We start from the raw sequence: 13,299 nt of genomic DNA, 5'->3' as shown, positions 1-13,299 counted from the left end.
TAATCCACCTCAGAACTCCGTTAACGAGTCTTTGATACTCGTTAATCCACCTCAGAACTCCGTTAACGAGTCTTTGATACTCGTTAATCCACCTCAGAACTCCGTTAACGAGTCTTTGATACTCGTTAATCCACCTCTGAACTCCGTTAACGAGTCTTTGATACTCGTTAATCCACCTCTGAACTCCATTAACGAGTCTTTGATACTCGTTAATCCACCTCAGAACTCCATTAATGAGTCTTTGATACTCATTAATCCTCTTGCAAAAGTCCCCTAACACCCCACCCCTAACCCCTCCCCGATGCCAAGGTGAGGGGAGAATTTGACGTAAGTCAAAGGCGGGGTGGGGTTCTTTTTTTGATTTATGCAAGAAGTCTATTAAACCTCTTGCAAAAGTCCCTAACACCCCACCTCCAACCCCTCCCCGATGCCAAGGTGAGGGGAGCGTTTGCTTTAATCAAATGCGGGGTGGGGTTCTTTATTTTTGATTTATGCAAGAGGTCTATTAATGAAGCTATGAACTTCACTGTTTTACCTCCTACCCCATGCCCAATGCCCTATCCCCCAATTTTATTTGTGTCAATGTCAAATTTGCTGGCGATCGCTTCGATTATTTTTTGCTCAGGTGCTGTAATCTGATTATCAAGCTGGGCAATTTTGTAACATTGAGCCAACAAAGGTATGGCAAAATCACGATTCAGTTGATTGAGCAATACATCTAAAGGCTTGGGCGATTTGATATTTTGGGCAATGGCATCCAACGAAGTCGGATTGAGGTTTAGAGCTTTTAATTCTGGTAAAATTTCTTGCCAAGTCTTTTCTGGATGACTAGCTAGGATCATGTGAACTAAGATTTGATCCATGAGAGCTTGTTGAGCGATCGCACTTTCTAGATACTTTTCACTTTCGGCTTTTAATGTTGCTAATGTCTGTGGCGATGCCAGGGAAGTAGATTCATCCAGCTTGGTTTCGTAAAATCGACAAGCAGCATACCCCAATGAATAGATCATCGTTGCATTTGAACTAGCTCCAATCACTGCACCCGCCAAGGGTACATTTCGCAGCAAGCCTAACCCCGCAGCTTTTAACAAACGACCTCCACCTAAAGCCAAGCCAAAAATTGCTAAAATTTCACCTTTACGGGCAGGATCTTTTAAATCTAGCCCGTAGACAGATGCAATTTGATAAAGCATTTCTGACTGCAATTTTGTTGTGGCTGTTAAATCAATTGCCAACAATGCCACTGCTATTCCTGGCAAAAAACTAGTGGCTAGTCCAACTGTGGCTGCTTTAGTTGCTTTTTCCACCATGATTCGGTGAGCAAGCTGGCTGGGTGATTCATTTGGATACTGTTTCTTGAGCTTGTTTACTGCCGCTTCTGCTTGTTCCAAATCAACAAGGTTAGTATCGCTAATCAGCCAATTGAGATTTAATACTCCAGATAGTTTTCTAATCAGCCAATTTTCGCTGAGGCGATTCACAACCTCACCGCTGGTTTGAGTTGTTTGCTCAATGAACTTGTGTGTTTCTTTCGCTGTTGCTTCTCCCACCCCGATTGCTGTGTCTAAAACTGCTTGGCCAGTCTCAGCAACAGTTTTAATCAAAGACTCTACTATAGACGGTTCATTTTCTATTGATGATTGAGCCTGGATTTTTACTTCTGAAGTTTCTCTGGGTGAATTAACTAATTTATTCACTTCTATTTCTTGGGGTTTATCTGCCATTGCTTGACACCATCTTGTAAAGCCTCTCTTTTTTGGTTGTATCGAAGTTTGAGGGGCTTGACATCTCCCGACAAGTACAAGTTATAGATCAACAATTCCTGTGACGCTTTTACCGAAAGTGACCTAACTCCCATAAAATAATCGCGTTGAGTATGGCGTTGAAATGGTCAATCTAGATACAGGTACTGTGTTTGCGTTTATTTCTGAAGGCTCACCTGTACGTTATGAATTACGACAATATGTACATGGGCAACAAATGGTAATTACTCAAACAGCGTTGAAAGAAGTCACTGATATTATTCAATGGTCAGGCGGAGTATCAGAACAGACCAGAGCAAGTAGATTATTGCAAAGATTAAATATCATACCTGACAATACCTCAACTCTAGCTCTAAACTTACAGCCGACTAGAAGTTTGGGGACAAATGATATCATCATTTTAGGAACAGGGGATCAGTTAGGAATTGTGACAATGACAGCAGATGCTAAAGCGGTCAGAGCAGCACTTTCTCAGGGTGCAAAGTTCAATGTGTATATCCATCTGCCTTGTCCTTTAAGAGGAAATTAATTATGCAAATTACTATTGCACCTTATCTTTTAAGTACCTATAAGCTGATTCAGTGTGCTTTTCCCAACGGAATAGAAGCACAAGACTATTTACCACTGTTGGCATTGCTTGATGATGAAATGTCAGATCGAAATTTGGCAGAAGTCGTGGCTCACTACACAACAAAACATTATGGCGTTGTTCTAAATGATGTGTATCGTGTGAGAACAACTGATGTGCCAAAGGCTGAAACTATTGATAAGGTGAAACAGCGTTTGCTTGTTTGTGGTTATGAAGAATGGCTCAAAGAATCTGAATAGCACTCATCTCTCACCTCTATTTCTGGTTGGGGTTTGTCTGTCATTGCTTACTTCACCCTATCCTCTCGCCTCTAGCCCTGTACCCGTATCAGCTTGACTTTCTAAAAAGTCGTTATCTTTAAGAATTTCATAGAGATTAGTATCTTGCTCTAGCAAACAAGCGTGTCCACAATTGGGCAACACTACAATCTTGTTATTTGGTAAGATGTTCGCTATTCGGTTGACTTCACTTACAGAAGGCAAAAGGCGATCGCTAGCACCAGCAATCAACAAAACTGGTTGAGTTAAGCAACTTAACTGCTCCTGATCAACATGAAACTCTCGCAGTAAAGACAACCGCCAAAGAACGGTTTTTTCCGGGACAGAACGCATAGTTTTCAACAAATCGTGGCGATCGCTGCGAGAAATGCGTTGCAAAGATGCTAGAAACGGCAACAATGCAAGTGCGCCAATATCATACAATCCTGATGGAATTAAGTAAGTTAGCTGGGATGCCCAACTTAACCAAGGGCGAAGACGAAAGGCCGAAGCTGGGTTAATTAAGATAATTCGCTTAAATAAATGGGGTGCTTGGATTGCCACTTTCATTGCCAAGCAACCACCAAAGGACTCACCACACAAGTAAACTGGCCTCTGAGAGCTTTTTTCTAATTCAGCGTCGATCAAGTCCAGTACACTCTTGGTGAGTACATCCCAAGTGTTCAGGTCTTTCCGGGGGAGCGCCAAACAACGGACATCAAAGCCAGCTTCTAATCCTGCGGTTTGCGATCGCAATAGTTGACCAGTTCCATCCATTCCTGGCAAATATACCAGCAACGGATACTCTGGCTGTACTCGTTTAGGAGTTAGAAAACAAGGGTTTAGCTCAACTTCTGTGATAGTCATTAGTCATTGATATAAAACTTTTGAACTGCTGATTGTTGCTTATAAAAGCTTCAGTGCTTTTGATTTTAATAGCAACCTTGACGCAGTAAATTACTAATTTCGCCGTGACAGTGTTCTGTCAGTTCAGCCACAACAGTTCTGGCTTGTTTGCCATGATATTTTTTATGATGTTGGGGTGTAATCCAATAAGGACGACCGATTAACACCGCAACCCGACGATAAATTACCAAAGGATGCCAACCACCTTGATTAAATAAAGGTTCTGAAGGGTCAAATACGCTCAAAACCTTTAAAGGGAAGCCATTCGTGTTTACCTCTTCTAAGGAGGCGATCGCGATCGGCAAAATAGCTAAATCCTGCACATTGGCTCGTAATGCCAAATGGGCAAATCCCCGCTGAAACTCACCCACCTGGCTTGGCTGAGTAAATTTCACCATTGGTGTAGTCCCTTCTGGAAATACTCCCACCATCTGCTTGGACTGCAATAGCACCTGTGACTGCGAAAAAAAGCTTTGCTGGCGGTTTTGAGTTTCTTCCAAGGGAAAACACCCCAATTGACCGGTGACAATCTCTCGCATGATTGGAACTTGTCCCATATAGTGATGGCAAGCAAAGCGAATTGGATTCGATAACGCCGCCATTAAAATCAGTGCATCCATAAAGCTGCGGTGATTGCTGACTACCAAGACGCTGGCATCTCGGGGAATGCGGTCTTCGTAATAGCGGAACATTTGCGTTGAGAATGCCGCCACCAAAGCGCGAGAAATCTCTAGGGGGCTATTTCCACTCATACCTAATCAATATATTTTCCGGTAAATATGGCAATTCGTCTTAATTTAATTTTTACATTTCTTTACTGTTGCCATGACCGTCTTAAGATAGAAATATCTAATCTCCAAAAGTAACTAGATTTTCTGGGTTCTCAATTATGTATTCTTGAACACAAGAATATCTAATATAAACTATTCAAAAAAATTATGATTAGTTTATTTCCATTTTTTAGGTAAAAATGAGTTTAATTGATGCATATTAAAAAAAAATTTTGGATTTGAGAAATTTGCTAGTATGAATATGTTATTGGAAAAAATAGTAATAATGTTGTATAATTACCTGGTTTTGTCTTTTGTCGAAAAAAGGTAAGATGTAAAACGTTTTAATAAGTTAATTTTTATTTTGCATGAATCTAGTGAATAAAAAAGAAAAGACATTTGCGCTGACCACACCCCTATATTATGTAAATGATGTCCCTCATATCGGCAGTGCTTACACGACGATCGCAGCCGATGTAGTGGCGCGATTTCAGAGGCTACTAGGGCATCAAGTATTACTAATTACAGGTACAGATGAACATGGGCAAAAAATTCAGCGATCGGCAGAAAGTTTAGGCAAAGCACCACAAGAGTTTTGTGATGAAATTGTCCCAAGTTTCGTGAGTTTATGGCAATTATTAGACATTCAATACGATCGCTTTAGTCGAACTACTGCACCTCGTCATGAAGCGATCGTTAAAGAATTCTTTGAGCGAGTCTGGGAATCTGGTGATATTTACCAGGGACAACAACAAGGCTGGTACTGCGTATCCTGCGAAGAATTCAAAGAAGAACGGGATCTGTTAGAAGGACACCGTTGCCCAATTCATACTAACAAAGAAGTGGAGTGGCGAGACGAACAAAATTATTTTTTCCGCTTATCCAAATATGAAACCAAGCTGACAGAATTTTATCAATCTAAACCGGATTTTATTCAACCAGAAAGTCGGCGCAACGAAGTTCTCAGCTTTGTCAATCAAGGACTGCAAGACTTTTCCATTTCACGAGTGAATTTAGATTGGGGTTTTCCCGTACCAGTCGATCCCAAACACACCCTTTATGTCTGGTTTGATGCGCTGCTAGGTTATGTCACAGCATTACTTGAACCAGATGCAGAACCGACTTTAGCAAATGCTTTAGAAACATGGTGGCCGATTAACCTGCACCTAATTGGTAAAGATATTCTGCGCTTTCATGCAGTTTACTGGCCAGCAATGCTGTTATCGGCTGGCTTACCCTTACCAGAGAGAGTCTTTGGGCATGGCTTTTTAACTAAAGATGGTCTAAAGATGGGCAAAAGTCTGGGTAACACCCTTGATCCTGTGGCATTAGTTAAGAGCTATGGTAGTGATGCCGTTCGTTATTACTTCCTTAAGGAAATCGAATTTGGCAAAGATGGAGATTTTAATGAAGTTAGGTTCATTAATGTTGTGAATGCAGATTTGGCAAATGATTTAGGTAATTTGCTCAATCGCACTTTGAGCATGGTGAAAAAGTACTGTGCTGAGAATAAAGTACCATCAATCGGCAATGAAGCGATTCCTGACGAAAATCCTTTGAAAGCCATTGGTTTACGTCTAGAGGAACAGGTGAAACAAGCATACCAGGAGCTAGCTTTCAGTCAAGCTTGTGAGGTTATCCTTTCACTGGCGCAAGCCAGTAATAAATTTATTGATGAACAAGCTCCTTGGTCATTATATAAACAGGGACAGCAGGAGTCAGTGGAAAAGGTTCTCTACGCAGTTCTAGAATCAGTTAGACTGGCAGCTTATCTGCTATCCCCAATTATTCCGAACATTAGTAGCGATATTTATCAGCAGCTAGGCTTCAGAATAAATTTTAACGATCAAAAACAAAGTTCAGTTACTGCTCCTTTTGCAACCCATGCTACATGGGGTCTACTATCGAGCAAACAACAGTTGGGTAAACACCAACCTGTTTTTCAGCGAATAGAACCCCCGAAAAACGATTAGTCCTTATCAAACTCTGATTTTGTTCAATCTTTTATTTTCTCACAAAATTTATCGTGGCTGAATTTAAATTAGCCGCAGAACATTATCATAAGCCGCTGTGACTAGCATCTAAAAGTTGGTAATTTGTATCAAAAATAACAGGGATAAAAATTGAGGTATCACAACGATGTTGAATAATTTGGAAAACGATTCAATATTTACCCCAGAACAAGTTTTGGAGAATCGGGGTAGGGTCGCCATATTTATTGATGGCTCAAATTTATTTTATGCTGCACTGCAACTAGGGATTGAAATCGATTACACGAAGTTATTATGTCGATTAACAGGAGGTTCTAGATTACTGCGTTCTTTTTTCTACACTGGTGTAGACCGGACAAACGAGAAGCAACAGGGGTTTCTGCTGTGGATGCGTCGCAATGGCTATCGAGTCATTGCTAAAGATTTAGTCCAGCTACCAGATGGCTCTAAAAAAGCTAACCTGGATGTAGAAATAGCAGTAGACATGATGGCACTAGTAGATTCTTATGATACCGCAGTTTTAGTCAGCGGTGATGGAGATTTGGCTTATGCAGTAAATTCAGTCAGCTATCGTGGCGTGCGGGTAGAAGTTGTGAGCTTGCGTTCGATGACTAGCGACAGCTTAATTAATGTAAGTGATCGCTACATTGATTTAGAAGCCATCAAAGAAGATATTCAAAAAACCCCTCGCCAAAGCTATCCATACCGCCCGTTATCTGGGATCGGTTTTTTGGAAGACCCCAGAACTAGTGATGGACACCTAGAAATCCAAGAATAATGGCATATCAATTTCATAAAAGAGGGAGATGGGGTAAGAGAAAAATTCAAAATTTCTCCTCCACTCCCTCCTTTCTTATTTTACCTTTGGCTTTTTTCTTGGTATTTGGTTTAATTGCCTGTGGGGGCAAATCCCCGCCAGCTTCTCAACAAAATACTGCGGCTTCATCTAATCCAGATAGCAATTTGACTTTCTTTGATGTCACCCTAGAACAAGCAGATGAAGTGGGAAGACCAATTTGGAAAGTCAGGGCTAAAACCGCAAAATACACCAAAGAAAAACAAATTGGTCAGGCTGAAAGTCCTTATGGTGAACTATATCAAGATGGTAAAATTGTTTACCAAATCAAGGCAGATGTAGCAGATATTGAACAAGATGGGAAACAGTTGTTTCTAAAAGGTAAGATATTTGCCACAGATCCTAATAATGGGATTGTGTTGCAAGGTAATGAATTAGAATGGCGTCCCAAAGAAGATTTGTTGATTGTTCGTAACAAGATTAACGGCATCCATAAAAAACTACAAGCAGTAGCGCAGGAAGTGCGAGTTAAAACCCGCGAACAGCGGATGGAATTTTCTGGAGGAGTAATAGCAAATTCTATCGATCCCCAGATGCAAGTGAGAACTGAACATTTAATCTGGAATATTAAAGAAGAAAAACTGATTGGCGATCGCCCCCTAGAAATTGACCGCTACAAAGATAATAAAATTAGCGATCGCGGTAAGGGAAATTCAGCCGAAGTCAACTTAAAAACAAAAATTGCCACTGTTCAAAAGAATGCTCAACTAGAATTACTAGACCCACCACTGCAAATAGCTAGTAACTCTATGACTTGGAACATGAACGCAGAAACTGTCACCACAAACTCACCTACGCGAATGTTCCAGCGTGCCGAAAATGTCACAGTGACAGCTAATCAAGGTGAAATGAAAATACCGCAAAAAACCGTTTATTTAACAGGTAATGTCAACGCCGTTGGTCAGCGTCGCCAGTCTCTAAGATCCAATACACTAACTTGGTATTTAGACAATAAGTTAGTTGAAGCTCAGGGAAATGTTGTTTACCGACAAATTGATCCCCCATTAAATTTTGTGGGTGAAACAGCAGTTGGTAATCTGCAAACAGAAAATATTCTTGTCAAAGGTGGCAGTTCTAGCGGTAGGGTAGTAACGGAGATTATTCCTCAAGAAAGAGCCAAGCGTTAGCAGTAAAATTAGGTGAATGAAGCCCACCTTCACCCAGAAATTTTGGGTTGGTCGAGTACTAGACTAGGATCTTAGTAATACAAGCCTTTTGATAGCCCATGAATGGATCAAACCGATTAGGTAACGAATCCTTGCCAACATCCCAGCAAACAGAACATTCTCACTATCACGATACAGACCACGAGCATACAGATCGGACTCATGGGACTGGAGAGTTGGCTCATCCTCACATCCATAGCGAAGAGTCTTTACGGCGAATTATCAATCGATTATCGCGTATAGAAGGACATGTTCGAGGTATTAAGTCAATGGTGCAGCAAAGTACCCCTTGTCCTGATGTTTTACTGCAAATTGCCGCAGTGCGAGGCGCATTGGATCGAGTCGCGCGAATTGTTTTGGATGAACATTTAACTGAGTGTATTGCTAGAGCCGCACAAGAGGGTAATATTGATGTTGAAATTAAACAGTTAAAAGCTGCTTTAGATCGATTTTTACCTTAAAAATTAGAAAATAATGTATAATGCATTTGCAAAACTGCTAATACACTAGCAGCGATACATCAAAATTTAATAGTGCATCGTGACATTCACCCCAGCAATATCATATTGTGAACTGGTAGACAAGCGATTTTTATAGACTTTCTTTTGTTCACTTTTTTTAGAAGGTAACGAGGTAAAATCTTATTTTATCAAATAATATGCTGTGCAACAATGATGGTTTTTAGCTAGACTATGATTCTAAAAAACTATCAATTTCATTATTCTTTAATTGGAACTCTAGATAAACCACTAATTCTTTTTTTGCATGGCTTCATGGGTAACATTGATGAATTTGATGAAGCCATAAAATTACTATTTAACGAATTTTCCTATTTAACACTTGATCTCCCCGGACATGGCAAAACTCAAGTTTTGGGTGAGGACGAATACTATACAATGGCAAATACTGCTCGTGCTTTAATCAACTTACTGGATGAGTTAAAAATTGCCAAATGCTTTTTAGTCGGTTATTCAATGGGTGGAAGATTGGCTTTATACCTAGCCCTGAATTTTCCAGAACGTTTTCATAAAGTTGTGCTAGAGTCAGCTTCCCCAGGTTTACCAACAGCAGAACGATTAGAACGGATTAAACTTGATACACAAATAGGTAGAAAATTAACAAGAATTTTTGAAAAAAGTGATTTTGCCGCTTTTTTATCAAATTGGTATAATCAACCAATTTTTGGTTATATAAAAAATCATCCAGAATACGATCGCATGGTAGAAAGTCGGTTGCAGAACAATCCACATGAGTTAGATAAATCACTGCGCTTTATGGGTACTGGATGCCAACCTTCTTTATGGGAAAAGCTAAAATGCAATACAATTCCCATGCTTTTACTAGTCGGTGAATCTGATAAAAAATTTATATATATTAATACAGGAATGGCTAAAATATGTGAATTTGCTAAGATAAAAATAATTAGCAATACTGGACACAATATCCACTTTGAAAATACTTTGGCATTTGTGGAAAATATCAAAAGTTTTTTCTCCACAGCAAGTTAAAAATTAGGATAACTTCACTACTTCTTTACTGGCTTGCTGGAAGGAGTTGGGGATGGGGTCAAATTCGGGGCTATTGGTTGTTTAGCTGCGGTTAATTCTTCTTGCAACATTTTCTGATAAACTTTAGGCAAAGAGTTACTAACAGAATTAGTTTCTATGCCATATCCCAGACTTGTCCAGGTGGGAGAGAGTCGCCGCAAAACATCATTTAACTTTCGCTGACGCAACAGTTGAGAAATATTAATTCCCCAAACTTTAGAATCATTTAACCAACGGTAAACTACTACATCTTGATATTCTGCTTCAAAACTATAAGTAGTCCAAAACATCATCTGCATCGGCTTTGGGTGATAACGAGGGGCTAAACGATACCAAGTAATGTTGATAATTTGATATCTGCCAGCAGCGGTAGAACAATTACCTGTGTTGGGACCTGTGATAATTGTGACGCATATCTCAGGATGTCGGCTGAGGTCGTTGACTTGCTGTCCACCGTATAAGAGCGAATAGGGACGGTTTCCACTAGCCTCACTTGCCGAGATGGTTCGCATTAAAGCGCGAATATAAGGGTCGCCCTGTTTCATGACCAAAGGCGGCTGTTTACTTTCAAAGATGGGATCGGAAGGCGATCGCAAGTCTCCAATATACCATTGCAACAAATACACAAAGCCGAGAAGCGCGGCTATTGGGCCAATAAGTTTTTCAACACCTTTGAATTCAAAGCCTTTCAGAGTCTAACTCCTTCAAATTCACTCTCTTTGCTAACAAAAATCATCGACGAACTGATTCCAGTAAAGTTCACACCTGATTGTTATACCAGTTCTGTATGAAGATCCGCCTTATGAACCCCCCTGTAGTCCCCCCAAGGCATCGGGGGGACGGCATTAGCCGGGGGGTAAAATATATTGCAGCTTTATCAAGAAACGGCATTAGTTATTATTTCCGATTTGCTCATTTTTTTTAGGAATTAGCAAAAAAGAGTATAAATACAGGAGTTTGTAAGTAACTGAGGTACAAAATGCAGGACTCACGCATCAAATATAAAAAGTTTCTACCTCCTGCCTCAAAACCCGTAGCTTTGTACTTCATACAAAAGAAAACTACTGTAAGTATAGCAAGCGAGATATTCTCAAAAATCTTGAATAAGTATAAATTAAATTGCTTATAGTAGCATCTGCTGTCAGTAATAATTGCTTCCTTACTCAAATCGGGCGATAAGTCGATACAGCCTCATTGCAAAGGTTTCGATTTAAGTTGACACCGATGCACATCTGTGATGCTCTACAGTCTATATTACAACCGATTGAGAACTGCAATCAGGGAGATTGGGTAATTAATGAGTCTTTTTCTCTAGCCCCGCGTCAACTTCGTATCTTAAAATACCAGGAATTTTCTGAAGACACCGTAGATAACAAATGTTACTGTGGTCTAGTTGAAAACCAAGAGGCAGATAGCCTTTACCAATATTGAATCTGCTTTGTGTTTTTACACAATAGTCATAGTCATGGGCACAATATTCAAGTAGCTTGAAATATGAAAATCACTCCTATTCACCACCAGTTTGAAAAACTATGGTTAACCGTTTTACTTCCGTGAGTACTGCTCTCACACTTAAGGTAGTTGGAATAATCTGCATTTTGTCCTTTTTCGTTGACTTTTTGATTCTGTTGTTACCCTTTCAACCCACCGATCGGGTATGGCAAATCAATTTGGGAACAGCGCTCGTTGATCGAGGAATTGTTCCTCTAGTCGGTTTGGGGCTTCTATTTGCTGCCTATTGGATTGAGAATGCTGATGCAGCAAGCGATCGCCCTCAAGGTATCGATTTAAGATTTCCCGCCGCGATTATCTCAAGTATTTTAGGGTTGATGTTCTTGCTGATTTTTCCCCTGCACCTAAATAACGTCAATCAAGCCAAGACTCAAACACTCAACCGAATCACCCAAGAAGCAGATCAGGCAGAAAATCAACTGAACACTCGGTTATCGCAATTGCAAGCACAACTGAATACTGATCAAGGAAAAGCGCAACTAGACCAGTTGCGAAACCAAACCAAAGCTCAGTTTAGTGAAATCCTCAAAGATGACCAAAAATATAAGCAAGCAATTGAAAGCCCTCAAATTCCCGCAAATATAAAAGAGTTACTGAAGAAGGCTAAAACAAATCCCCAAGTACTTGACAAAGCTATCGAACAACAAACAGATATTCAAACACTGCAAACTCAACAACTGAGCCAACTTCGCCAGCGCCGAGACGAAGCACTGCAACAAGCTAAAGATACTGCTTGGAAGTCTGGACTGCGGATTGGTATTAGCAGTTTACTATTGTCCATTGGCTACATTATCATCGGCTGGACAGGCTTAAGAGGTAGGGGTGCTGTACAAGGTGGTAAACCTAGAGCTACCGCACGCTAATCCACTATTTGCATGGCAGTAGGATGTATCCAAAAATTATTGACGGATTATACTGCCATGCGCCTGATAGCTAATAACAATAACAAGGCAATTATCACTGAGTAAAATCGCTATAAAACTTGAGTAATGTTCTCAATTTACATACTGACATATAACGAAGAACTAGATATTGCTGCTTGTATCGAATCGGCAATGTTATCAGATGACATCATTATTGTGGATTCATGCAGTAGCGATCGCACTGTGGAAATCGCCAGTCGCTATCCCATCCGCGTTGTCCAACACGCTTTTGAAAGCCACGGCCACCAACGTACCTGGATGTTAGAGTCTATACCCCCGAAGCATCAATGGGTTTACATTCTCGAAGCTGACGAGCGCATTACACCAGAACTGTTTGCGGAATGCGAAAAGGCAAGTCAAAACCCAGATTATATCGGTTACTACGTGGCTGAACGCGTCATGTTCATGAATCGTTGGATTCGCTACAGCACACAGTATCCCCGTTACCAAATGCGACTCTTCCGCCACGGAAAAGTGTGGTTTACAGACTACGGTCATACTGAGCGAGAAGTTTGTGAGGGTGCAACTAGTTTTTTAAAAGAAACATACCCACACTACACTTGCAGCAAAGGTTTGAGCCGCTGGATTGATAAGCACAACCGTTATTCTACGGATGAGGCTCAAGAAACATTGTATCAGCTAGAACAGGGTAAGGTTAACTGGCAAGATTTATTCTTTGGCAAATCGGAAGTAGAAAGACGGCGTGCCTTGAAGGATTTATCTTTACGTTTGCCCGCCAGACCGTTGCTACGGTTTGTATATATGTATTTTATCTTAGGTGGATGTTTAGATGGACGTGCCGGAGTCGCTTGGTGTACATTGCAGGCATTCTACGAATACCTGATTTTGCTCAAAGTCTGGGAAATGAAGTATCTACCAAAACCTAATTTAGATGCAACAGCAATTTTGGTACAAGAGAGTACGCAACAGTTGCAGTGCGCGGATTCTGAAACTACACAGGTTGATGTGGCGTGAAGGGGGCTGGAGATTAGAAGGATTTCCTGTATAGCGATCGCAAA

The 13,299-nt window shown here is 40.6% G+C and carries 14 protein-coding genes and 1 pseudogene; 11 read left to right on the top strand and 4 right to left on the bottom strand.

The features are described from left to right. Positions 1 to 277 (top strand): annotated as a pseudogene (locus V7K60_RS25160) (hypothetical protein); the annotation flags it as partial. A gap of 280 nt (positions 278 to 557) precedes the next feature. On the opposite strand, the gene V7K60_RS25155 reads toward V7K60_RS25160, so the two are convergent. Further along, the gene (locus V7K60_RS25155) at positions 558 to 1,724 is read right to left on the bottom strand and encodes an EcsC family protein (protein WP_334929381.1); all 1,167 of its coding nucleotides are present in this window, start codon (positions 1,722 to 1,724) and stop codon (positions 558 to 560) included. 163 nt (positions 1,725 to 1,887) lie between these two features. Here V7K60_RS25155 and V7K60_RS25150 point away from each other — a divergent pair, with 163 nt between their 5' ends. Then, positions 1,888 to 2,292 carry a DUF1308 domain-containing protein gene (locus tag V7K60_RS25150; protein WP_334929379.1) on the top strand — a complete coding sequence of 135 codons (405 nt, stop codon included), beginning with the start codon at positions 1,888 to 1,890 and terminating at the stop codon, positions 2,290 to 2,292. A 2-nt stretch (positions 2,293 to 2,294) separates the two neighbouring features. Next, positions 2,295 to 2,591, top strand: coding sequence for a DUF3349 domain-containing protein (locus V7K60_RS25145; protein ID WP_334929377.1), 297 nt, complete (start codon positions 2,295 to 2,297; stop codon positions 2,589 to 2,591). Positions 2,592 to 2,648: 57 nt separating this feature from the next. Here V7K60_RS25145 and V7K60_RS25140 read toward each other — a convergent pair whose 3' ends face one another. Continuing rightward, complete coding sequence (locus tag V7K60_RS25140; protein ID WP_334929375.1) at positions 2,649 to 3,476, bottom strand: alpha/beta fold hydrolase; 828 nt, start codon at positions 3,474 to 3,476, stop codon at positions 2,649 to 2,651. A 65-nt stretch (positions 3,477 to 3,541) separates the two neighbouring features. Next, a complete protein-coding gene (locus V7K60_RS25135) occupies positions 3,542 to 4,267 on the bottom strand; it encodes a lysophospholipid acyltransferase family protein (protein WP_334929373.1) in 726 nt (241 codons plus the stop codon). A gap of 386 nt (positions 4,268 to 4,653) precedes the next feature. Between V7K60_RS25135 and metG the strand changes: the two genes are divergently transcribed. The 5 genes from metG (at position 4,654) to menH (ending at position 9,806) form a co-directional block, all read left to right on the top strand. Beyond that, on the top strand, positions 4,654 to 6,258 hold the full coding sequence (metG, locus tag V7K60_RS25130; protein ID WP_334929371.1) for a methionine--tRNA ligase: 1,605 nt from the start codon (positions 4,654 to 4,656) through the stop codon (positions 6,256 to 6,258). A gap of 166 nt (positions 6,259 to 6,424) precedes the next feature. Beyond that, positions 6,425 to 7,054, top strand: coding sequence for a LabA-like NYN domain-containing protein (locus V7K60_RS25125; RefSeq protein WP_094348455.1), 630 nt, complete (start codon positions 6,425 to 6,427; stop codon positions 7,052 to 7,054). Continuing rightward, positions 7,054 to 8,259, top strand: a complete 1,206-nt coding sequence (gene lptC / locus V7K60_RS25120) for an LPS export ABC transporter periplasmic protein LptC (protein WP_334929369.1) — start codon at positions 7,054 to 7,056, stop codon at positions 8,257 to 8,259. The genes V7K60_RS25125 and lptC overlap by 1 nt, the downstream gene beginning before the upstream one ends. Before the next feature lie 98 nt (positions 8,260 to 8,357). Beyond that, positions 8,358 to 8,759, top strand: coding sequence for a metal-sensitive transcriptional regulator (locus V7K60_RS25115; protein WP_334929367.1), 402 nt, complete (start codon positions 8,358 to 8,360; stop codon positions 8,757 to 8,759). 231 nt (positions 8,760 to 8,990) lie between these two features. Further along, entirely contained in the window at positions 8,991 to 9,806 is an 816-nt protein-coding gene (menH, locus tag V7K60_RS25110) for a 2-succinyl-6-hydroxy-2,4-cyclohexadiene-1-carboxylate synthase (RefSeq protein WP_334929365.1), read from the top strand. A 17-nt stretch (positions 9,807 to 9,823) separates the two neighbouring features. On the opposite strand, the gene V7K60_RS25105 is transcribed toward menH, so the two are convergent. Then, complete coding sequence (locus V7K60_RS25105; protein WP_334929363.1) at positions 9,824 to 10,471, bottom strand: glycoside hydrolase family 24 protein; 648 nt, start codon at positions 10,469 to 10,471, stop codon at positions 9,824 to 9,826. 598 nt (positions 10,472 to 11,069) lie between these two features. Between V7K60_RS25105 and V7K60_RS25100 the strand changes: the two genes are divergently transcribed. The 3 genes from V7K60_RS25100 (at position 11,070) to V7K60_RS25090 (ending at position 13,255) form a co-directional block, all read left to right on the top strand. Next, the gene (locus tag V7K60_RS25100; RefSeq protein ID WP_334929361.1) at positions 11,070 to 11,276 is read left to right on the top strand and encodes a hypothetical protein; all 207 of its coding nucleotides are present in this window, start codon (positions 11,070 to 11,072) and stop codon (positions 11,274 to 11,276) included. A 101-nt stretch (positions 11,277 to 11,377) separates the two neighbouring features. Further along, positions 11,378 to 12,220, top strand: a complete 843-nt coding sequence (gene hpsJ-B / locus V7K60_RS25095) for a hormogonium polysaccharide biosynthesis protein HpsJ (RefSeq protein WP_334929359.1) — start codon at positions 11,378 to 11,380, stop codon at positions 12,218 to 12,220. Between the two features lie 126 nt (positions 12,221 to 12,346). After that, positions 12,347 to 13,255, top strand: coding sequence for a glycosyltransferase family 2 protein (locus V7K60_RS25090; RefSeq protein ID WP_334929357.1), 909 nt, complete (start codon positions 12,347 to 12,349; stop codon positions 13,253 to 13,255). Positions 13,256 to 13,299 lie beyond the last annotated feature (44 nt).

Origin of the sequence: Nostoc sp., from assembly GCF_036917555.1 — a bacterium.
Classification (GTDB): domain Bacteria; phylum Cyanobacteriota; class Cyanobacteriia; order Cyanobacteriales; family Nostocaceae; genus Nostoc.
The sequence above is the reverse complement of the archived record's forward strand: the minus strand, read 5'-3'. Positions and strand labels throughout refer to the sequence as shown.

Excerpts from the sequence above, each read along its gene's own strand:
- hpsJ-B (WP_334929359.1), top strand. The coding sequence starts at position 11,378 with ATGGTTAACCGTTTTACTTCCGTGAGTACTGCTCTCACACTTAAGGTA.
- V7K60_RS25135 (WP_334929373.1), bottom strand. The coding sequence starts at position 4,267 with ATGAGTGGAAATAGCCCCCTAGAGATTTCTCGCGCTTTGGTGGCGGCA.
- V7K60_RS25125 (WP_094348455.1), top strand. The coding sequence starts at position 6,425 with ATGTTGAATAATTTGGAAAACGATTCAATATTTACCCCAGAACAAGTT.
- V7K60_RS25140 (WP_334929375.1), bottom strand. The coding sequence starts at position 3,476 with ATGACTATCACAGAAGTTGAGCTAAACCCTTGTTTTCTAACTCCTAAA.
- lptC (WP_334929369.1), top strand. The coding sequence starts at position 7,054 with ATGGCATATCAATTTCATAAAAGAGGGAGATGGGGTAAGAGAAAAATT.
- metG (WP_334929371.1), top strand. The coding sequence starts at position 4,654 with ATGAATCTAGTGAATAAAAAAGAAAAGACATTTGCGCTGACCACACCC.
- V7K60_RS25100 (WP_334929361.1), top strand. The coding sequence starts at position 11,070 with ATGCACATCTGTGATGCTCTACAGTCTATATTACAACCGATTGAGAAC.
- menH (WP_334929365.1), top strand. The coding sequence starts at position 8,991 with ATGATTCTAAAAAACTATCAATTTCATTATTCTTTAATTGGAACTCTA.
- V7K60_RS25155 (WP_334929381.1), bottom strand. The coding sequence starts at position 1,724 with ATGGCAGATAAACCCCAAGAAATAGAAGTGAATAAATTAGTTAATTCA.
- V7K60_RS25115 (WP_334929367.1), top strand. The coding sequence starts at position 8,358 with ATGAATGGATCAAACCGATTAGGTAACGAATCCTTGCCAACATCCCAG.
- V7K60_RS25090 (WP_334929357.1), top strand. The coding sequence starts at position 12,347 with ATGTTCTCAATTTACATACTGACATATAACGAAGAACTAGATATTGCT.
- V7K60_RS25150 (WP_334929379.1), top strand. The coding sequence starts at position 1,888 with ATGGTCAATCTAGATACAGGTACTGTGTTTGCGTTTATTTCTGAAGGC.
- V7K60_RS25145 (WP_334929377.1), top strand. The coding sequence starts at position 2,295 with ATGCAAATTACTATTGCACCTTATCTTTTAAGTACCTATAAGCTGATT.